This is a genomic window from Hymenobacter lucidus, assembly GCF_020447265.1.
Taxonomy (GTDB): domain Bacteria; phylum Bacteroidota; class Bacteroidia; order Cytophagales; family Hymenobacteraceae; genus Hymenobacter; species Hymenobacter lucidus.
In genome coordinates, this window is record NZ_JAJADR010000003.1 from 415,872 (window position 1) to 437,625 (window position 21,754).

10 protein-coding genes are annotated in these 21,754 nt (G+C 59.7%); 4 read left to right on the forward strand and 6 right to left on the reverse strand.

Annotation, left to right across the window (positions count from 1 at the left end):
• Positions 1-95: 95 nt before the first annotated feature.
• Complete coding sequence (locus tag LGH74_RS13085) at positions 96-695, reverse strand: RNA polymerase sigma factor (RefSeq protein ID WP_226176391.1); 600 nt, start codon at positions 693-695, stop codon at positions 96-98.
• 665 nt (positions 696-1,360) lie between these two features.
• Between LGH74_RS13085 and LGH74_RS13090 the strand changes: the two genes are divergently transcribed.
• Complete coding sequence (locus tag LGH74_RS13090) at positions 1,361-2,983, forward strand: T9SS type A sorting domain-containing protein (RefSeq protein WP_226176393.1); 1,623 nt, start codon at positions 1,361-1,363, stop codon at positions 2,981-2,983.
• Positions 2,984-3,642: 659 nt separating this feature from the next.
• Here the strand turns inward: LGH74_RS13090 and LGH74_RS13095 are convergent.
• From LGH74_RS13095 to LGH74_RS25105, 5 genes are all read right to left on the reverse strand, one after another.
• Positions 3,643-6,498, reverse strand: a complete 2,856-nt coding sequence (locus LGH74_RS13095; protein ID WP_226176395.1) for a carbohydrate-binding protein — start codon at positions 6,496-6,498, stop codon at positions 3,643-3,645.
• Between the two features lie 203 nt (positions 6,499-6,701).
• A complete protein-coding gene (locus LGH74_RS13100) occupies positions 6,702-8,543 on the reverse strand; it encodes a RagB/SusD family nutrient uptake outer membrane protein (RefSeq protein WP_226176397.1) in 1,842 nt (613 codons plus the stop codon).
• A gap of 16 nt (positions 8,544-8,559) precedes the next feature.
• Complete coding sequence (locus LGH74_RS13105; RefSeq protein ID WP_226176398.1) at positions 8,560-11,805, reverse strand: SusC/RagA family TonB-linked outer membrane protein; 3,246 nt, start codon at positions 11,803-11,805, stop codon at positions 8,560-8,562.
• A gap of 87 nt (positions 11,806-11,892) precedes the next feature.
• Complete coding sequence (locus tag LGH74_RS13110; protein WP_226176399.1) at positions 11,893-14,484, reverse strand: pectinesterase family protein; 2,592 nt, start codon at positions 14,482-14,484, stop codon at positions 11,893-11,895.
• Between the two features lie 111 nt (positions 14,485-14,595).
• A complete protein-coding gene (locus tag LGH74_RS25105; RefSeq protein WP_226176400.1) occupies positions 14,596-16,179 on the reverse strand; it encodes a T9SS type A sorting domain-containing protein in 1,584 nt (527 codons plus the stop codon).
• A gap of 778 nt (positions 16,180-16,957) precedes the next feature.
• Here LGH74_RS25105 and LGH74_RS13120 point away from each other — a divergent pair.
• The 3 genes from LGH74_RS13120 to xylA all read left to right on the forward strand — a co-directional run bounded on the left by LGH74_RS13120 (position 16,958) and on the right by xylA (position 21,579).
• Positions 16,958-18,538, forward strand: coding sequence for a glycoside hydrolase family 43 protein (locus LGH74_RS13120; RefSeq protein ID WP_226176401.1), 1,581 nt, complete (start codon positions 16,958-16,960; stop codon positions 18,536-18,538).
• Positions 18,539-18,592: 54 nt separating this feature from the next.
• The gene (locus LGH74_RS13125) at positions 18,593-20,158 is read left to right on the forward strand and encodes a xylulokinase (RefSeq protein WP_226176402.1); all 1,566 of its coding nucleotides are present in this window, start codon (positions 18,593-18,595) and stop codon (positions 20,156-20,158) included.
• Positions 20,159-20,250: 92 nt separating this feature from the next.
• On the forward strand, positions 20,251-21,579 hold the full coding sequence (xylA, locus tag LGH74_RS13130) for a xylose isomerase (RefSeq protein WP_226176403.1): 1,329 nt from the start codon (positions 20,251-20,253) through the stop codon (positions 21,577-21,579).
• Positions 21,580-21,754: the final 175 nt, after the last annotated feature.

Consider the following 21,754-nt stretch of genomic DNA (forward strand, 5'->3'; position numbering starts at 1 on the left):
AGTCACCCAAGCCGCCGATTACCCTCAACCTAACCGCATTTATTTTTCACGCACGCAGCATACCCCAGCTAATCATTTTACTGACAGCCGTTTATTTATTTTATAAAAAATAAAAAAGGCCACAGCAACGACAGAAAATGGCGCAGGTAGTGTCGCATTAGCTTGAGCGACTTCCGCAGGTGATACTCCACCGTTTTCTCCGACAAGTTCACGCGCACCGAGATTTCAGGGATGGTATATTGCTCCAACCGGCTCAAGCGAAAGACCTCCTGGGTTTTTTCGGAAAGGTGCTGCATGCCCGCGGCCAGCGCCTCGTTCAGGTCATTGTGTGCCACGGTTGCTTCCGTGCCCGTGTCGGCATTGGATTGGTTGAGGCGGCAGAAAAGCTCGTAGCTCGTGCGGACCTTTTCCGATTTTATGTAGTTGATGATGCGGTAGCGAATGGCCGAAAATAAGTAGTGGCTCAGTTGCTGAATGTGAGCGTCGCTGCGTTTGCTCCACAGGGTTTCGAACAGATCCTGCACCAGCTCCTCGGCAACCTCTCTATTTTTCAACTTCCCGTAGGCTAGGTTGAAGAGTTGATAACTGTACCGTTTATATAGCTCTTCAAAAGCTGTTTCGTCGTCCGCCTGCATTGCCTCAAGCAAGGCCGCATCCGGCCGGGAAGCATCATTTGGTAGAGCGGCAGACTTCACGTGAATTAAAAATTAGCAGATACTACAAGTAGTAGCGAATATACAATTGAATACCAATTAATTCCACTGGTAAGGTCTTCCGCACCTCTGCCACTTGCCGGGGTTGCTGCAATTGTAAGTGGTAATGCCGCTCTACAATAAAATGTTTTATCTATTGCTGCTTTACAGGCCCTAATCCAAAATCCAGTATGTATGGTGCTCTTCCACAGTAGGCTTGGTGGCTTGCAGGGCGCTGTCTCAGGGCTCCTTTACTAGCTTACCTGAGACAGTTCAACGGCTTTATTAGTTGCTAAATCGTTGGCGCAACGGCACCGTTTGCTTTCAACGCCTCCTCGAGGCCGGCTCCACCGGGCTATTTTTGCACAAGCAGAACCAGCTTAGCCAGCTGCCGGTAAAGGGTATGGGATAGGAGCCAAAAACGCGTCACGGCTTTGTCAGTGAACTCCTCTCCGCCTTGCATCTTCCTGCTACAAACACAGGAACGGGCCCAAACTTCCGCAACAGCCACGACCGTTTGACTGAACCGCATCTTGTCAGGGGTTGCATAACTATAAACTGGTTTTAGTTGCCATAACAGAAGAAATACGCATGCTTCCTCTATCTGCTTTACCTAGACTACCTCACCATTGTTGCTGGATGTTAGTTGAACCATTACCTTCAGCGGCATGAGACAACCACTCTATTCCGCTGCTGTGCTGCTCGCCGGCCTCCTTTCAAGTACATCTAGTATGGGACAGGCACCCACGAAGCAATGGGATAAAACCTATGGCGGGAATCGGGAGGACCGCCCTTACGTGCTTCGCGTAACAGCCGATGGAGGCTCCATTATTGGCGGCAGCTCGGACTCTACCCCTAGTGGAGACAAGACGGAGAATAGCATTAACTCCGACGTATGGGTTCTCAAACTGGATGCTGCGGGTAACAAAATATGGGACCGTACTGTGGGAACAAGTTCTCCCGATAACTTCCAGACCCTTTGCCAAGCCAGTGATGGCGGCTATGTACTAGCGGCCAACTCGAACGGCAACGCTCTTGGGGATAAGACCCAGCCCAGCAAAGGAGGCCTTGATATGTGGATCATCAAGCTTGATGCAAACGGGACCAAGCTGTGGGACAAGGTATATGGCGGTACTTCCCACGATGTGGTGACAAAGATGGTCCCAACCCCCGATGGGGGCTTTCTATTGTGTGGCTATTCCGAATCGGGTATCAGCGGCGATAAAACCGAGGCCACTAAAGGAGGTATGGATTTCTGGGTAGTTCGGATTGACGCCAACGGGACCAAACTCTGGGACAAGACCTACGGTGGTAGCGGCTACGAAGAACTACGGGGAGCTGCCTTGACCAGCGACGGGGGCTTCGTGGTATGTGGAGGATCTGTCTCGGGCATCAGCGGCGATAAGAGCCAGGGGACCCGTGGCGGAGTTGATTTCTGGGTTCTTAAGCTCGATGCGGCTGGCACAAAGCAATGGGACCGAACCATCGGTACGGGTGGCGATGAACAGGCTTTGGATATAAAGCAGACCGCTGACGGCGGGTATGTGATGCTTGGTAATACGGGTGCTGGAATCAGTGGCGATAAAACCCAGCCGAGTAAGGGCGCTTATGATGCATGGGTTGTAAAAATCGATGCTTCAGGCAATCTACTATGGGATAGATCATTAGGGGGACTGGAGGAAGATGGAGCCTCTTCACTCCTTGTTGCTAGTGACGGTGGCATTCTGGTCTATGCTAACTCAAACTCTAGTACCAGCGGTGATAAAACGCAGGACAGCAAGGGCTCTTACGACCTCTGGCTAGTCAAACTCGCGTCAGGAGGTGCCACCCAGTGGGATCTGACGCTGGGAGGCTCCGCTAGAGACTTTGCAACGACTGGAGAAGGCATGCAAGTAACTCCGGATGGCGGATTGCTCCTGACCGGCCAGAGTTATTCACCCGTTAGTGGCGATAAGACGCATCCTAATCGTGGAGATAGTGATTATTGGATCATGAAGCTTGGCAGCGCTATAACGGGCACTCGGCCAGCACTCGCCGACCAAAAGGTGGGCGTCTACCCTAACCCGGCCAAGAATTACATATTACTACACCTTGCGGACCACACTCCGCGCACGGGCCTGCGCCTTGCCCTGCTCGATGCGCAGGGCCGCACCGTGTATAGGCAGCCTGTGGCTACCACTACCAGCACGCAGGTGCCCATCGCCGTCGGCCAGCACCCACCTGGCGTGTACTTGCTGCGTTTGGAGGGCCCTGATGGGTATGTGGCCACGCAGCGCGTGGTACTGGAGTAGCTTCTGAATAGGAATCACCTACTATGCCTTCCGCGTCCTGTCAAAAAACGTGAACCGGCATGAGTTTCGCAAACTCCTGTGCCTCCAAAAAACGTAGTTAAAAAAGGCCCCGAAAAACGCTGTTTTCGGGGCCTTTTGCGTGGGTGGGAAACCCCTCCAAGAAAGGACGATTTCATTGAACACGAGGACTTTACTCTGTTCTGTGCTTAGATACTCCATACTTTGCTACAAACTCCTTCGCATCCCGCAAATTTTCAGGGTACTGCACATAGTTTCCGAACTTAGTGGTGGCCCATTCCGGAAAATGGCCCGGGGCGAGGTGCTCGTAACAATAGCCGTGCTCTACTAGGTAGCGAGCGGTTGCCCATTTGTTCTCTTCACGTTTTTTAGGCGGCCGAAAGCGGTGGGGCAACACCACCAATTCAGCCCCGTAATCCGTGCACCGTACTGGACCTGTGGCACCATAAGGCACATTAACCGCTTTGCGGCAATCGAAGCACACGTGTTTAGCTCCCATAAACAAACGTAACGCTCGTTTACTTGAACATAGTGTTCAGTGAAACGAGCGAAAAGTTTATTCATTAGCTGTAAAATGGTGCGAAAGGGACATGCACACCGTCACTAACAGGCACTCCCTCCACCGCATCGTCTGATCCTGCTTACTCCACGGGGGCAGCGTTCTGGCTCGTGGTACCCCGAAAGGTCACCTTGTCAATATTCATCAACTCTTCCGACGTGGTACCGGAAAACCGCAGGATAACGTCGTGTACGCCGGTAATCTTGGTCAGGCGGCAGGAGGCGGTCGTCCACACCTCGGCTCCTGCGGTAGTAGGAATGCTACAGTTACCGACGGCCTCTCCCGCTACGTTGTCCAGCACAATCTCGATAGTTGATCCTTTGCGGATACTGGCTACCTGGGCTACAAACGTGAGGGCACCCGCGTCACCGAAATCCACGTTGGCAAACTGGATGTAGTCGAAGTTATTGCAGGAGGTAACGTACGATTCACCCGTCGCCGCCCGGGCTACGCGCGTACCCGCCGACTTGGTGGCCGCCTCGGCCTCTAGGACGGAGTAAGCACTATTTTTTGCGCCCACTACGGCCACCACCGAACCAGCCGGAGTCGGTTTTGGGGGCAAGGCCGGCGGAGCAGAACCAGCATCGCCACGGACCACGATGTGAAGGCCTTTTTTGCCGATTCTGCCGTTCCACTGCACCGCCAGTTCTTTGGCGTACCCCGTGCCGGTGCGCGCAAACGGATAGCGTTTGTCGTTGATTGTCACCGTTACATTTTGCCCGAAATTATCGGCTAGATGCAGCGTGCTTACCGCCACCGGCTTATCCGTTTCTACGACAATGCCCTGGTTTTGAAAGTACTGCCCGCTTTCGGTGCAGCTGACCGTGCCATAGCCTTCCGGCGAGACAAACAAGGCCTTTTCCAGGCGGTGGTTGACCTCGGCTGGCAGCACGGGGGTAATCCAAAGTTCCTTGGTGCGTTGGTCGCGGTGATACCCCGTAATGTCGTAGTAGTTGCGCCACAGGGCCGGCATGCTGATATATTGGTTGCCACTGCGGTAATTGGTGGCAACCGGCTTTTCTTCCTGGATGTCCGGCAGAATGTTAAGCGGGTGGTCAAACACTAGGTTGCGGTTCCGATACTGCCGGGTATAGGCATCTTTCTGCATGACGCTCCATTGGTTTACGCGGCGGGTGTTGAGCAACAAGCCGGCGTGGTGCACCAGAATGTAGGGCGTCCACTCATCGTAGGTTCCCTTGGCGTTGCTGAGCCCGTTGTAATAGGGATGGTAGTAACTGTCCAGCTTTGCTAACACGAAGTCCGTCTGTTCGGCACTCCAGATTTCGCCTAGTTTCAGGTGCAGCGCCAGCCATTGCCCGCCGAAGTAGGATTCGCTGTGTTTGCCCAGCTTGAAATTTGCTTCGTTCAGGTATCGGGCCGCAAATGAGCTCACGACGGTATCGTAGGCCCGCTGATAGGTAGCGGCCAGCGCATCTTCCTTTTTTTCCTTCGCCAAGATCGTCATTACCTTATAGGCCACGGCCGATAGGTTTGCGTTGAACGGATTCGGGTCTCCACCCGCATCGTAGGAGTTTTCGGAGTGCGTGAAGGTGTAGGGATATTCCTTGCTGCCGTATTGCGCTACCTGGTCGAGAATGCGCTGCCCCGCCTTTTGCAGATAAGGCCACAGAAACTCAAACTGGGCCCGGTCACCGGTCAGCTGGTAGAGCTCGTAGGTCGATACAATCATGGCGCAGTTCAAGTCGACCCACTTGTCAATTTTCCGATAGTCGGTATGCTCGGTGTCGTCCCAGCTAACCAGCACCGAGCGTTTTTCCCGGACCGGTCCCACGTCCATTTTGTTGAAATCATGGTGAATCTGGCCGTTCTTCATTTGGGTGCGTGCCCAGTAGCGCAACTCCTGCCACGCGTAGAACGGCACCAATTGGCCAATAATCTGCCGGGCGTGCCACATCTGGTCCATGGTCCCAAAGCATGTCCACTGGCCTTCGGCAAAGGCCACCCGCCCGTCCTTTTTGTACATGGAGTTGGTCGAGAGGTTGACCAGCGTATTCAGCGTTTGATTTTTTAGCCAATCGGGCAGGTTCGACGCCCGCAGGCGGCTCACTAGCTGCTCAGCACTGGTGTGCAGCTGCTCGAACTGCGCCAGGCCCTGGGTAGCCACGGCCACCGGTGTTTGATACAGGTTCTTGTAGTAGGCAATATCCGGATCGGTGTGGTCGTACCAAGCCAGTACGAAGCGTATCGTCTTGGTTTCGTTGGCGGCCAGCTCCACTCGTACCGCCACTTTGCCCTGACTACTGCTCCCGGCGGTAGTACACCGGCCACTGGTGAGAAACTCCTGCTCCGTCCCGTCGCCCGTGCTAACAATGGCCTTCCGGTCCTGGCTGGCTGCCAGCACAGCCCAGGATTTACTAGCCATGCCTTTTCCCGCCAGATAGGAAAAGGCATCTGGGCCCGAGTCCCACTGCAAGGCCAGCGCGGCGGTGGCCGCCGTTGCGGCCGTATTCGTCAGCCGTACCTCATAAAAGGCATACGGCAAGCTCATGTTGTCATAGCGACGGTTATCCAGGGGTGAAAATCCCGTCAGGTTTACCTGAATATTGTTTAGCAGGCCGAAGTTTACCTGGTGCAGCGGCCAGATAGCATCGTCATCAGGCCGACCATTTACGGTGTGGGCCTTGAGCGTTTCAACCGCTTGAGTGGTACCGGCGCGCTGCGAAAAGAATTGAAAACGCGTATTGCTAACCGGCTTGAAATCATAGGCATCGGCCGGGGGCTGCGTCATGGCGGCAAATTCACCAGTCGCCGCGTTGAATTTTACCGCCCCCGCCCCGAAGCCCCCAAGTGGAGTGCCGGTAGTGCCGTTCACCCTACTTTGCCCTAGGGCAGGCGCCGTAAAGGCGTTGATGCCGAGAAAAAGCAGGTAGCAAAACAGGGTGTGTAGGCGAGTAGCACCGGAGGTAGTCTGGTTCATATCTTAAGTAGTAGGAGCATCAAAGTGGGTCACTGGCAGTAATTTTTCGCCGAGCGCCCCGACTGATTTTACAATCCTGCTTGGCAGGGAATAAGCACTGAAATGGGCAGCCCTGCCAGATGCTGGATGCGGCATCCTACAAGACTGCCCAAGGCGGCGTCGCAAGGTTCCCACTCCCTGGCGCCCGCCAGTATCATAGCGGACTAATAGCCGAAGTTCTGCTTTAATCCCGGGGTGGTATCTAGGATACTTTGCGAGTAAGGAAACAACTCGTCGCCCGTGCCCGACACGTAAAAAGTAGCCAGCCCATCAGCAGTGGCGGCGTTTACGGATTGTCGCCAGTTCACACGCTTGGCAGCATACGTTCCCCCGCCCACCGTCACGTTGAAGGTAGTAGCCGTGCTCGGAGCGGGCCGGTAGAGTGAGCGGGCATAGCGCAACTGCTCAGGGCCCGTGTTGTATTCGTACAGATACTGGGGCAGGCCGGCGTACGCGCCAGTACCGGCCCCAAAAGCCAATAGATTGGCTTTGGCCTCAGCAATTTTGGCACCTAGCAAGTTCCAGCGGATCAGGTCATACTTGCGGATACCTTCACCCCCGAACTCCAGTAGGCGCTCCTTTACTAGTGTGTTGAAGAATGCCGTTTGCGAACCGACCTGACCCGCAGGAAGGGCCTGGTAGCGGGCAGCTGGAAAGGCGCGGCGGCGCACTTCCTCCAACGCCTGCACGGGCGTAGTACCATTGTATGCCGTGCTGGGGCCAGCCAACTCATTCTGGGCTTCGGCAAACATGAGCAGCACGTCGGCAAAACGAATGACTGGCCAGTTCATGCCCAGGTTCTGGATACTGCCCGACAGCAGCGGCACGCGCCAGTCGCGGCGCCACTTGCCGTCATAAATGCCATTGGCCGGTACACTGACCAGCGTATTTGGAGCCGCGTCGACGGAACGGTACAGGGTACAGGTTACGTCGCGGCGGGTATCGGTAGAGTCGAAGGCGTAGAAGTAGGTGGGCAGCAGGATGATGCCCCCACCCGACTGCCCCCAGCGTGACTGCGCCGAGAAGCGGGGTCCGTTGTTGTAGCCCAGCTTGCTGTCGGAGGCCGCTGAGCCCGAGCCCATGGCTATTTCAAACATGATTTCGCCGTGCTGCGTGTCGAACTTCAGCTCGTTAATGTTGCGCCAGATCTGCTCAAAGCTGGGATTGAGCCGGTGCTGCGTGCGGTTTTGCAGGAGCGTATCGCACTCGGCCCGCGCAATCTCGTAGGCACTCCGGTAGTCGGCAGGGCGCTCCATGGCTCCGTTTTCCGAATTGGAGCGGTAGCCGCCACGGTACAGGGCAATGCGCGCCCGTAGCGCCTTGGCCGCGCCTTTGGTGAACCGCTCGTAGGCGTTATAATCGGCCTGATTGCGCCAGGGCAAGTAACGCGAAGCCAGCGCCAGGTCGGTCAGCAGCTGGTCGTAGATGGTGTTGCGGGGCACGTTGGACAACGTCAGATCGCCGCTTGTAGGCGTGGGCGTAAACCGGATGGGCACATCGCCCCAGTGGCGGGCCAGATCCAGGGCATACATGGCCCGCAGGCACAGGGCCTCGCCCAGCATGCGCCGCAACTGCTGCTTTTCCTGCGGCGTGCCGTTGGTAAACAGCGGCATCCGAGGAATCTGCTCGATGCAGATGTTGGCCCGCTCCATGCCCTGGTACATGGTCGTAAACTGGGTTACGATGCCGGTCGTGCCGCGCGTCATGCGGTAGCGGTTCACGTCGCGGCCGCCGCCGTCGGGCGCGCCGGGGCGGTTCTGGCCCTCGTCGGTATCGTAGCCGAAGCCGGAGAAGGCCACGCCGTAGCCACTGTCGCCGGAAAGCGGGTCATACCCGCCAATCAGCACGCTGTTCACGTTGGCAATGCTGCTGAAGGTAGCTTCGTTGGTGTATGTGGAGGCTGGCAGGGCATCCAGGTAATCTTGGCAGGAAAACGTGCCGGCTAGGCTGGTCACGATAGCCGCCGCCAGCGCCGGGCGAAATAGAAGGCGTTGTAGGGTCAACATCACGGGTGGGAGTGGCTTAGAGAGAAAGGTTAAGACCGAACAGGTAGGCGCGGCTGCGCGGGTAGGCCGCGTAGTCGACGCCGGGCGTGAGCGGGGTGCCGCGCCGGGTGTTTACCTCGGGGTCGTAGCCGGAGTAATTGGTGAGCGTGTAGAGGTTGTTCACCGTCACGTAGAAGCGCAGCTGCTGCACTTTAGCCCGCGTGGTCAGGACTTTGGGCAGGGTGTAGCCCACGGTCAGGTTGTTGATGCGCAGAAACGAGCCGTCCTCAACGGCCCAGGAGTGCAGCAGGTACCGGCCCCGGGTAGGCGCCCAGATCTGGGCATCCTTGTTCAGCTCGCGCAGCTGGTCGGGGTTGGTTACCACCTGGCCCTCGGCGTTGATGCTGCGCCACCGGTCCCGCATCAGGCCCAGCACGTTCTGGTTGGGCAGGTAGGCGCTGGTGTACTCGATGCGGTTGGCATTGTAGATGTCGTTGCCATACACGAAGTTGAGGAACACGCTGGCATCGAAGCCCTTGTAGGCAAACTGCTGGTTCAGGCCGCCCGTAAACTTGGGCGCAGCCTGCCCGATAACGGTGCGGTCGTCGGTGTTCACCAATCCGTCGCCGTTGATGTCCTTGAACTTCATCTCGCCGGGCGCCGGTGTGCCAATGGCGCTGTTGTTGGGCACGTCCTTGTTCAGGGTGTAGCTCCAGGTGCCGTTGGCCGCCTGGGTGAAGGTGAAGTCATCCACCGTGTAGAACCCCTTGCGGCCGTTGTCGAAGTCGGTGATGTAGCCGTACATCTGCCCTACGGGCTGGCCGGGAGCCACCCAGTAATCGGTGCCCGTGTCCCGGGTCCAGTCAGCATTGATGCCGGGCAGGTAAGGCTGGCCACCCAGACTTTCCACCCGGTTGCGGTTGAAGGCCAAATTGCCGGTAACAGTCCAGTTAAAATCCGGCGTCCGGACGGCCGTGCCGGTCAACTGAAACTCCAGGCCGCGGTTGCTGGTCTCCCCGATGTTGCGCTGCTGCGAAGTGTAGCCGTTAATGGGCGAAATCGGCTGGGGCAGCAGCAGGTCATAGGTAGTGTTGAAGTAAGCATCGGCCGTAAACTGGATGCGGTTGTCGAACAGGGCCAGGTCTAGGCCCAGGTTACGCGAAAGGGTGTTTTCCCACACCAGGCCGCTGTTGGGCAGGGCCGGCGAGGCCAGGCCGGGCACGCGGCCGTCATTTTCGGCGTATTCGATACCACTGGGGCTAAAGAAGCGCAGGTACAGACCATTGCCAATGCGGTTGTTGCCGGCCAGGCCGTAGCTCAGGCGCAGCTTCAGGTCGTTCACGGCTGTGAGCGGCTGCATGAAGTTCTCGCGGGAAATCCGCCAGGCCGCCGACGCAGCCGGAAAATAGCCCCAGCGCTTGTCGGCGGCAAACCGACTCGATCCGTCGGCTCGGAACGTGGCCGTCAGCAGGTACTTGTCGTCGTAGCTGTAGTTGACGCGGCTGAAGCCCGAGAGCAGGCGGTTGGGGTTGTCGCTGGTGGTGGGCGCCGCTTGAATGTAGCCCGCGGGGGCCTGGGCCTGGTTGAAGCTGGAAAACGCGCTTTCCGGGGTGATGTCGGTGGGCAGGTAGGCCGTGCTGATGTTGAGCGTGCTGGCCTGGGTGTAATATACCTCGTGGCCCAGCAGGGCATCGACGTGGTGCTTACCGAAATTGTTGTTGTAGCTCAGTACGTTGGAGTTGTTAATCGTCAGCTGCTGACCGGTATTGAGGGCCGCCGTGGGCTTGCCGCCCAGGCCGCGGGCCGCGCTGGAGTTCTTGTTGTTGAATATCTCGCCGCGGGTATTCAAGTAGTCTACGCCCACAGACGAGCGCAGTGATAAGGCCTTGAAGAAGGTGTACTGGGCGTAGGACGTCGCGTTAGCGAGCCGGCTCTTGCTGCGGCGGTACTCGGCCTCGGCCACCACTACCGGGTTTACCAAGCCGCTGCTGCCGCCGCTGAGGAAATAGTATTCTTCGTCGGGTTCGGTGGGGTCGATGGCCACGCCGGTACCCAGGTTGTTGATAAAGGGGCGGTACTGTACCGAGTTACGCAGGCGCGAGGAGCTGCCCAGCCCGCCGCTGGCCGTACCCGCGCCGAGGGTGGCCTGGTCGTTGGCCCGCACGTTGAGGCCCAGGCGTAGCTTGTCGTTGGCCTTGTGGTCAAAGCGGAAGTTGAGCAGACGGCGGTTGAAGTCCGAATTCACCTGAATGCCCTGCTCACGGTTGTAGGTCAGGCTCAGGGCAAACGTGGTACCCTTACTGCCGCCCGACACTGACAGGTTGTGCGTCTGTTGGAAGGCGTCGCGGCCGAATACTTCCTTCTGCCAATCCGTAAACGGCGACTGCCGGGCCCGGGCCAGTGTATCGCCGGTGAAGTCGCGGGAGCCATAGGCATTTTTGAAGATGGCCAAATCTCCGCTGTTGCGGGCAGCGCGCTCGTACTGAAAGTCCAGATACTCGCCGGGCTTGAGCACATCCAATGTTTTACCGATGCGGCGCACCCCGGCAAAGCCGTTGTAGGTAACCACGGTGCGCCCCTCGAAGCCCTTTTTAGTGGTTATAATCACGACGCCGTTGGCACCCCGAGCCCCGTAAATAGCCGTGGCCGCCGCGTCCTTCAGCACGTCGACCGACTGAATATCCTGGGGAGAAATGACGTTCAGCGCGTTTTCCAGCTGAATGCCGTCTACTATGTACAGCGGCGAGTTGTCCTGGGTGATGGACGTGCCGCCGCGCACCAGAATGCGAAAATCCGACCCCGGCTGACCTTCCGACGTCGTAATCTGCACGCCCGCCAGGCGGCCAGTCAGGGCTTCGGCGGTGGAGTTCACCGGCGTGTCCTTAATCTGCTTGGCACTCACCGACGACACCGAGCCGGTCAGAGCTTCCCGCGGCACCTCCTGGTAGCCGATAACGACCACGTCCTCCAGCTGCTTGTTGTCGGCTTCCAGGGCAATCTGCACGGCGGTCTGGCCGCTGCCCACGGTTATGCTCTGGGCAATAAAGCCGATGGAGCTGATGTTGAGCACCACCCCGCCGGAGCCGGCCGGCAGCACCAGGCTAAAGCGGCCGGAGGCGTCGGTGCTGGCTCCCATATTGGTGCCTTTCACGACCACCGTGGCCCCTGGCAACGGCTGTTTATCGGCCGTCACGGTACCCTGAATGGTACGGGCCTGCTGGGCCTGGGCCGAAAGAATCGGCACGCTAAGCCCGAGCACGAGAAAGGGTAATTGCTTTATCATACGAGTTGCACGAGGGGAATTTTGGATGGAACAGGCGCAAAAGGGCGTGGACGCTGCCAGTTGAGCGTCCACGCCCGGCGGCTCTGATTATTGCTTGCTGATCGGGGTGGTGAACTGCTCCGTGGCCGTGGAATAGCGCAGCACGTACTGGCCACTGCTCAGCCCTTCCAGGTTCACCAGCGTCTGGCGCGAGCCGGCAGCGCAGGGCTGCACCCGCACCCGTTGCCCGAGGAGGGTATAAATGGCCACCTCCGCAACGCCGGCCGCGGCCGGGTGCGTGAGCGTGAGCTGGTCGGCCACGGGGTTCGGATACACTTGCAGGGCACCGCTACGGGCCTTCTGGGTGCTGGTCACCACGCCGGCTTCGCCCCGGATAATAACGTTGCGCAGGGTAGCAAAGCGCGTGGCCGCGGACGTAGAGCCGCAGCTGAAATACAGGCGGAAAGTGAGCCGCTGGCCCGGCTGCAGCGTAACACCCGCGGCACCGGCCAGCGCCAAGCGGTAGGTGCTCAGGGCGCCGGTGGTAAAAATGGGCGTCGTGAAGCCGCCGTTGGCCGTGCTGAGCAACGTGCCGGCCGGTCCCCGGCCGCCGGTTACGTCGGCCGAATCGGTGGCAAAGCCGCTGCGGGACCAAACCAGTGCCAGCTTGGTGTTGCTGGTCGAGCCGGTCACGAAGGCATCGAGCAGCACGGAATCGACGCGTACGGTGGTGCCGGCAGTGCCGGTTACGGTGAACTGCTCGTAGTACGTGCGGTTCAGGTTGGAGCCGTTGCCCCCGTTCGACGACAGCCAGGAGCCGGTGGCAATGGGCGCAAACGCCTGGCCGTAGCGGGCCGAGTAGGGCGGAATCGTGGCCGTAGCCGAGCCATCGGACAGCACAAACTTGCGGAACGTGGGCGTGCTGGCTACGAGGCGGGCCGAGCGCACGGCCACGCTGTCCTGGTTGTTACGCGTCATGGGCCACCACTGCAGGTTAGCCGACTGCGGCAGGGCCGCGGCCTGGGTGGTGCCCGTTACCGGCAGGCTGGTGGCTACGGCGCCGGTGCTGGTCAGGGTAAGGTTGCCGCTGTAGGTACCCACGCTGGCCGCATTCAGCCGCACGCTGATGGGCGTGCTGGCCACCGCGCCGGTGCTGGTGGGCGTGAGGGTAAGCGGGGCAGTGCTGGAAAACCAGGTGCTGCCATCGGCCGATACCTGGAAATTCGCCGGGGGCGTGATGATGAGGCCCGCCGTCAGGTTTTCACCTATTACCTGAAACCGCTGCGCGGCTGAGGGCTGGCCCCCACCCTGCAGAAAGCTTTGCAGCGCCCCGGTTACGGTAACGGTGGGCGTGCTCGAAATCTGGAGCGTATCGGTGAGGTGCGTGGCCAGGCCGGTTTTGCTGGCCTGCACGTAGTAGAAGTACGAGTTGCCGGGCGTCGGAATGGCATCGGTCGTTGCGAAGTTTACGTCAGTGGCATTGGCAGCGGTAGTCGTGTACAGCGGCGCGTAGGTGCCGCGGCGCGTGGTGCTGCGAAACACCTGGTACTGCACGCCGGCAATGGGCCAGCTGGCGTTCCAGCTCAGGGCCGTGGGCGTGGTAGCGGCGCCCTTTACCCCCATAAAGTTGGCTACGGCAATGCTGGCCGGCTGGCTGGGACAGAAGTTGGCGTAGGCAGCGCAGGGGTTCCAGTCGCCGAGCACGGCGGTGCGCGAGTACAGGGCCGTATCGGCCTCGGTCAGCTGCTTCGACCACGGCACGCGCTGGCTCACATCCACCAGGTTGCCGCTCACGTCGCGGCTCTTGTACTCGGCGTAGGTGATGACGCTGGTGTTGGTGCCGGCATCCCAGGCGCTCCAGCCCTCGGGCTTGATGATGTTCGGGCCCATTACGGCCGAAATCCACACGACTTTATTATGGGCCGGGGTGGGGTTCGGCGTGCCCGAGTTCTGCCAGGGCCGGCCCATCGTGTAGGTCGTCAGGCCGCGGTTGGCCGGGATGTAGCACTTGCGGAACACGTAGCCGTAGGTCTGCCCCTGGGGCGTATTAGCGGCCGTGATGTAGCCGCCGTTGCCGCCGTCGCGCCGGGTTTTAGGGTAAATAATGCAGCCTTCAAACAGGGCCCGGGCTCCGCCGAAAATGAAGTCCACGGTGCCGTCGATGTAGCAGTCCTTGAAGTACTGGCGGCCGCTGCCGTTGGTCAGCACCGTATCCTGGCCGCCCAGGAAGCGGCAATTCTTAAACGCGGCGCGGTCGGCACTCACGTTGATGGCCAAAGCCTGGGGCGAATCACCGGTGGTATTCTCGAAGGTGATGTTCAGGGCCGAGAAGTCGGTGGCATTAATGGTTACCGAGGCCGAGTTGGACGTGCCAAAGGTGCCACCGGCCGGGTTGGGCTTGCCCGAGAAGTCGTCGTAGGTCAGGATGGTGTTGGCTACGCTCTGGCCGATGAGCTGCAGAAACGGCTTGTTGCTCGGCACACTGATCTTCTCCTTGTACTTGCCGTTTTTGATGTAGATGGTGTAGGCCGTGGTGCGGGCCGTAGGCGCCGCGTCGATGGCGGCCTGCACTGTGCGGAAGGCGCCCGAACCATCTTTGGCCACTATGGCGTCGTACGTTTGGGCCCGGGCCACGAAGGCCAGCAGCAGCAGCAGCAGGGTCGCGGCAAGGCGCGAGAGTTGGGAATACACGTGCTTCATAAGGGTAGGAATTGGGTAGGAATTGGGTAGGAATTGGGTAGGAAAAGGAATGCGGGTCCGAGCGGCTTTTTTGGGAAGGCCGCGGGCAGAGAATTCGACGATGGTTGGCGCTTAGTCGCGCAGCAGCTTGCTGGTCAGCTGGCCGGCGCTGCTGGTGTAGCGCACCAGGTAGAGGCCGGCGGGCAGCGTTGCCAAAGGCAGGCGCGTTTCGGCAGTGCCGGCGGCGGCTGGCAGGCAAGCCACGCGGCGGCCGTCGTGGGTAAAGATTTCCAGTAACCCAGCGCGGTTGGTACTCGGGTGCGTAATGGTGGCCTCGTGCCGGGCCGGGTTCGGATACACTTCCAGGCCGACGGCCGGCTTCGCTTTGCTGGCACCTAGCACCACGGTGGTCAGGCTATTAAGATAACTCTCTAACATGGTATACCCCTGGGCATCCCGCTGGTTGCGGTCAGCGGCATTGTTGGGGTTCAGGCCCCGGGTTGTTTCCCAGGTGTCGGGCATACCGTCGTGGTCGGTATCCGTGGGGGCCGGGCCGCAGGTGAGCACCGGCCAGGCCGTCTGGGAGGTGGTGTAGGGCGTGCCGTGGGGGTAGCCGCCCTGCACATCTATGAGGCCGCCGGTGCGGTTGCGCACGTCATTCACGATTCGCTGATCCAGTGCGTCGCGGGCGGGCAGCACGCAGCCGGCCTGGGCCAATACGGCGTTGTAGGCCTCCTGCGCGGTTTGGGTCGGCACGGCCAGCGCGGCAAATGGTGTGGTCACCTTAATGCGGACCGTATCGGCGCGCGGAGCGCTGCCGGGTGCCACGCCCAGCCAGTTGTTGCTGCTCACTCTGGGGTAGCCGTCCACGTAGTTGCCGCTCATGTACACCTGCGGAAACGGCAGCGCGGCGTTGTAGAAGGGGTACATAATCATGGACTTGATGGCCACGCCGCTGGTGCTGCCCGAGGAGGTAGCCGGTCCGGATTTGTAATAGTTATTCACCATGTTGTAATAGCCGCCCTCGCCGCCATTGGTGCTGTAGGAGCCCCAGTCGTAGATAACGTTGTTGCGAAAGTCGCCCTTCTCGGCGCCGGGCACGGACGGCGTCAGGCCGCCGCTGCCCGAAAAGCGCGGCATGCGCCCTTTGCAATGGGCGACCAGATTGTGGTGAAACGAGCCGTTGCGGGCCCCCCACACCCCGCCGTAGCCGTGCTGCTCGAAATCGGTGTCGCCTTCTTCGAAGTGGTAGGAATAGTTCAGCGGCTCACTCACCAGGTTCCACTGCAAGGTGGTGCTGTCGCCCTGGTAAAAGCTGAAGGCCTCATCCGTGCTCCAGCTCATGGAGCAATGGTCGATAATGGTCTTGACGTTATAGCGCCCACCAAAGGCGTCATCGTCGCCGCTGCCGGGCACTTTCCCCGCGTTCTGGTACCGGTCGCCGAGGCGGAAACGCATAAACCGCACGATGACGTTGTTGCCGTTCACGGATACTTCCTGATCGGCCAGGCAGATTCCTTCACCCGGGGCTGTCTGGCCCGCCACGGTGGTATTGGCCGGAATGCGTAGGCCGGAGGTCAGGTGAATCGTGCCGCACACGCGAAAAACCACCGTGCGGTGGGGTGCGGCCGTAGCCGATTGGCTCAGGGCGTAGCGCAACGTACCCGGCGTGTTGGTATCGGCCAGCGAGGTCACTTCAAATACAGTGGTGGGCACTGCTAGCGTCCCACGGCCACCAGAAGTGTATTTGCCCGCACCCTCGGCTCCGGGAAAGGCTACGAGCCGTTGCGCAGCTCCGGTGTGCGTTAGTAAAAGTGCCGTAGCGCTGGCCAGCAAGCCGAAAGCTCTCGGAAAAAGCGCCGTAACGCCACGAGTAAAGGTTCGCATTATAGGGGATTTGGGTGGGGAAGGGAATGGCGAGGCAGGAGGCCGATTGTAGCGTTTCATAAACACTTCAATCGATTAGATGATGTAAGGTGAATAGTACTTTGCTAATTCCCAAGCTATACACATAAATAAGTATCGGTATCGTTACCGGGAACGTTCCCGAACCAATAAATCAGCAGCATAGACCAGCAGTCTGTCATTCATAACTGACAATATCTCCTGCTAAAGCACAATTGTCCTTCGAAAAGAAATATCTCACAATCAGATTAATTGTATTAAATATTTGATTAACAGCTCATTAATAGTTTACGAAACAATTAACTATAGGTGTATGACTTGTTAAAGCGCAATGCCGTTTACTTCGGAGCACTTTTGGTAAAATAGCTACTACCGGAAACGATACCGAATAGCACACAATTAACATTAATCCTTACCTTTCAGCCGGAAATGCTATTTGCTTCGCCTCAGAAGCGGAATTACCTGATTTCACGCAATGCATTATTCTTTCCTTCAGCAGCTTTTTCCTGCTATTCTCCCAACTGTTCCGACTTCCTGGCGTCAATGGAGTACAGCGTTGCTTCTGGCCGCGTTGTTTTCCCATGGGGCAGTGGCGCAGTCAAGCTCCACGCCTTCGAAAGTGTGGGTGCCGGATCTGGGCAATGGCACCTACAAAAACCCGGTGCTGTACGCCGACTACTCCGACCCCGACGTGGTGCGCGTGGGCGACGACTTCTACCTCACCTCATCGAGCTTTAATGCCGTGCCCGGCCTGCAGATTCTGCACTCCAAGGACCTGGTCAACTGGACAATTATCGGGGCCGTATTTCAGGAGCAGCCCCCGCTGGCGCGCTACCGCGACGTGCAGCACGGCAACGGCGTGTGGGCCCCGGCCATTCGCTACCACAACAAGGAATTCTACATCTACTACCCCGACCCGGACCTGGGTATCTTCGTGACCAAGGCCAAAAACCCGGCCGGGCCGTGGTCGGCGCCGGTGTGCGTGAAGGAAGCCAAGGGCTGGATTGACCCCTGCCCGCTCTGGGACAAAGACGGCAAAGCCTACCTCGTGCACGGCTTTGCTGGCAGCCGGGCCGGCATCAAAACCATTCTGGCGGTGAGCTCCATGAGCCCCGACGGGCAGCGCCTTATCGGGCCCGACGCGCTGGTTTTCGACGGCCATGCCGCCCACCCAACCTTGGAAGGGCCGAAATTTTACCAGCGCCACGGCTACTACTACATCTTCGCGCCGGCCGGCGGGGTGCCCACGGGCTGGCAGCTGGTATTGCGCTCCAAAAACGTGTACGGCCCTTACGAGGAGAAAATCGTGATGGACCAGGGCAAAACGCCCATCAACGGCCCGCACCAGGGCGCCTGGGTCGATACTGATACCGGGGAGGACTGGTTTCTGCACTTCCAGGACCAGGGGCCCTACGGCCGGGTGGTGCACTTGCAGCCCATGAGCTGGAAAAACGACTGGCCCGTCATTGGCGAAGACCCCGACGGTGACGGCAAAGGCCAGCCGGTGCTCACGTACCGCAAGCCCAGAGTCAGGGCCAAAGCCCAGCCCCTGGCCACGCCCGCCACGTCCGACGAGTTCAGCACCAACCAGCTCGGCCTGCAGTGGCAGTGGCACGCGAATCCGCAGGACTACTGGGCCTACCTCAACGGCCCCCAGGGCTATCTGCGGCTGTATTCAGTGGCCTTGCCCGAAGGCTTCAAAAACTACTGGCAGGTGCCCAACCTGCTCTTGCAAAAGCTGCCCGCCGAGGCGTTTACGGCTACCACCAAGCTTACTTTTAATTCCCGCATTGAGGGCGAAAAAGTGGGGCTGCTGATAATGGGCCTCGATTACGCCTACCTCTCGCTCAGCAACCAGGGCGGCAAGCTCCAACTGAGCCAAACTGTGTGCGCCGACGCCGACAAGGGCAAACCCGAAACCACCTCGGCCCCGGTGGAAATGCCGGCCGCCCAGGCCAAGCAGCCCATTTATCTGCGCGTGGCGGTGAAAGCCGGAGCCAAGTGCCAGTTCAGCTATAGCTTCGACGGCCAGAGGTTCCAGCCCCTGGGTACCGAGTTTCAGGCCCGGGAAGGCAAGTGGATTGGGGCCAAAGTCGGCCTGTTCTGCTCGCGCACGGCCCGGTTCAACGACTCCGGTAACGCCGACATCGACTGGTTCCGCATCGAGTAAAGCGGCCGCCGGCCCCTACCCTTTCCCCTGTTTTCCACCCTTACTACTCACGCTATGCTGCTCCTCGGAATAGATCTGGGAACCTCGTCCGTCAAGGTTTCCGTCGTGGATGCCGCCACCCGGCAGTGCCTGGCCTCGGTCAGCTACCCCGACGTGGAGCGGGAAATTACGGCCCGGCAGCCGGGCTGGGCCGAGCAGGACCCGCGCCAGTGGTGGCTCGACGTGCGCCAGGCCATTCTGCAGGCCCACGCCACCCAGGCCTATGATCCACAGGCAATTGGCGCCATCGGCATTGCCTACCAGATGCACGGCCTGGTGGTCGTGGATGAGCACCGGCACGTGCTGCGCGACGCCATCATCTGGTGCGACAGTCGAGCCGTACCCCACGGCGCGGAGGCTTTCGAGGCCATTGGTCCGGAGCGCAGCCTGGCCCACCTGCTCAACTCGCCCGGCAACTTCACCGCCGCCAAGCTGGCCTGGGTGAAAGCCCACGAGCCCGACGTCTACGCCCGCATTGCCCAGGTGCTGCTGCCCGGCGACTTTCTGGCGTTGCAGCTCACGGGCGCGGCCACGACCAGCATTTCGGCCTTGTCGGAAGGCATCTTCTGGGACTTTGCCGAGCAGGAGCTGTCGGAGGATGTGTTCCGCTTCTTCGGCTTCGACAAAAACCTGATTCCGCCGGTGCAGCCCGTCTTTACCGCCCACGGCGCGGTGCTGGCCGCCGTGGCCGAGGAGCTGGGCCTGCGGCCGGGCATTCCGGTAACCTACAAGGCCGGCGACCAGCCCAACAACGCCCTGTCGTTGGGGGTGCTGGAGCCGGGTGAAGTGGCGGCCACGGCTGGCACCTCGGGCGTGATTTACGCCGTCACCGACCAGCTGTTCGTCGATGCCCAGTCACGGGTGAATGCCTTTGCCCACGTCAACCACACCGCCGACCAGCCCCGCCTGGGCGTGCTGCTGTGCATCAACGGCACCGGCAGCCTCAACCGCTGGATGAAAAGCGTGGCCGGGCCCCAGCTGAGCTACCCCGAGATGAACGAGCGGGCCGCTATCGTGCCCGCCGGCGCCGACGGCCTGCTGTGTTTACCCTTCGGCAATGGTGTGGAGCGGATGCTGGCTAACGAGCCGGTGGGCGCCCATCTGCATAACATCGACCTGAATGTGCACACGCCCGGCCACCTGCTGCGGGCCGCCCAGGAAGGCGTGGCCTTTGCCTTCCGCTATGGCCTGGACATTATGCGCGAAAACGGCCTGCACCCCACCGTGGTAAAGGCCGGCAAAACCAACATGTTCCTGAGCCCGGTTTTCGCCCAGGCCTTTGCCAATGCCACCGGCCTCACTGTGGAGCTCTACCAAACCGACGGCAGCGTGGGCGCGGCCCTCGGCGCCGGCATCGGTGCCGAAGTGTACGCTACGCCCGCCGAGGCCTTTGCCCGCATGGAGCGCCTCCAAACCATTGCCCCCGACGGCGAAACAGCTATTTACGAAGCCGCTTACCAGCAGTGGAAAGAACTGTTGCTGAGCCGGCTACAGTCGGGCAAAAAACTGGCCGCTCAACCAAGAGAAGGTGATGCTCCATCTGGCGTCCGCTTTGTCGAGGCATTTCTACCGCAGCAGTAATCAATACCTGTTACAACGTCAGCCCACGACATGCTGCCTCCGCATGACCGGTACAACCAATCAAGAACGAACCCTTTTAAAACACCCCGCATATGAGCCTCCTCACGAGCGAAAAGACCCTGTTCTCCAGCATTCCCGACATCAAGTTTGAAGGGCTGGAATCCGACAACCCGCTGGCCTTCCGCTGGTACGACGCCGGGCGCGTGGTAGCCGGCAAGCCCATGAAGGACTGGCTACGCTTTGCCGGCGCCTACTGGCACTCCTTCAACGGCAACGGCGCTGACCCTTTCGGCGAGCCGACCCACCTATTTCCCTGGGATTCGGAGCGCGACCCTATCACCGCCGCCAAAGCCAAGATGGATGCCGCCTTTGAGTTTCTGACCAAGCTCAGCCTACCCTACTACTGCTTCCACGACGTGGACGTGGTGGACTACACCAACGACGTGGCCGATAACGAGCGGCGCCTGCAGACGATGGTGGAATACGCCCGGCAAAAGCAGCAGGAAACCGGCCTGAAGCTGCTCTGGGGCACAGCCAATCTGTTTTCCCACCGCCGCTACATGAACGGCGCGGCCACCAACCCCGATTTCCACGTGCTGGCCCACGGCGGTGCCCAGGTAAAAGCCGCCCTCGATGCCACCATTGCGCTGGGCGGTGAGAACTACGTATTCTGGGGTGGCCGGGAAGGCTACATGACGCTGCTCAACACCAATATGCAGCGCGAGCAGGAGCACTTCGCCAAATTCCTGCACACCTGCAAGGACTACGCCCGCCGCAACGGCTTCACCGGCAACTTCTTCATCGAACCCAAGCCGATGGAGCCCACCAAGCACCAGTACGACTACGACGCGGCCACCGTCATCGGCTTTTTGCGCCAGCACGGCCTGCAGGACGATTTCAAGCTGAACCTGGAAGTAAACCACGCCACGCTGGCCGGCCACACCTTCCAGCACGAGCTGCAGGTGGCCGCCGATGCCGGCATGCTGGGCTCCATGGACGCTAACCGCGGCGACTACCAGAACGGCTGGGACACCGACCAGTTCCCCAACGACATCTACGAGCTGACCGAGGCCATGCTGGTGGTGCTCGAAGCCGGCGGTTTGCAGGGCGGTGGCATCAACTTCGACGCCAAAATCCGCCGCAACTCCACCGACGTGCAGGATTTGTTCCACGCCCACGTGGGCGGCATGGACCTCTTCGCCCGGGCCCTGATTACGGCCGACAACATCCTGCAGAAGTCGGACTACAAGCAGATCCGGCAGCAGCGCTACGCTTCCTACGATTCGGGCGTGGGCCAGGCTTTCGAGCAGGGCCAGCTCACCCTAGAGCAGCTGCGCGACTACGCCGCCGAGAACGGCGAGCCGGCCACTATCAGCGGCAAGCAGGAGTACCTGGAAAATATCATCAACCGCTTCATTTAAGTTGTGTGTACGGTATAGCCCGTCATGCAGAGTGCAGCGCAACATAACGGGCTGTACCTAACAACGGCAGCCGCCTATCGAAGACCTCACAGCTTTCCGCATCATTCGAAAAGTTGTGAGGTCGTTCTTTGCCCCAGCCTTTACGCTCCCCCGAACGCGCCCGGTCCTCCCGCCT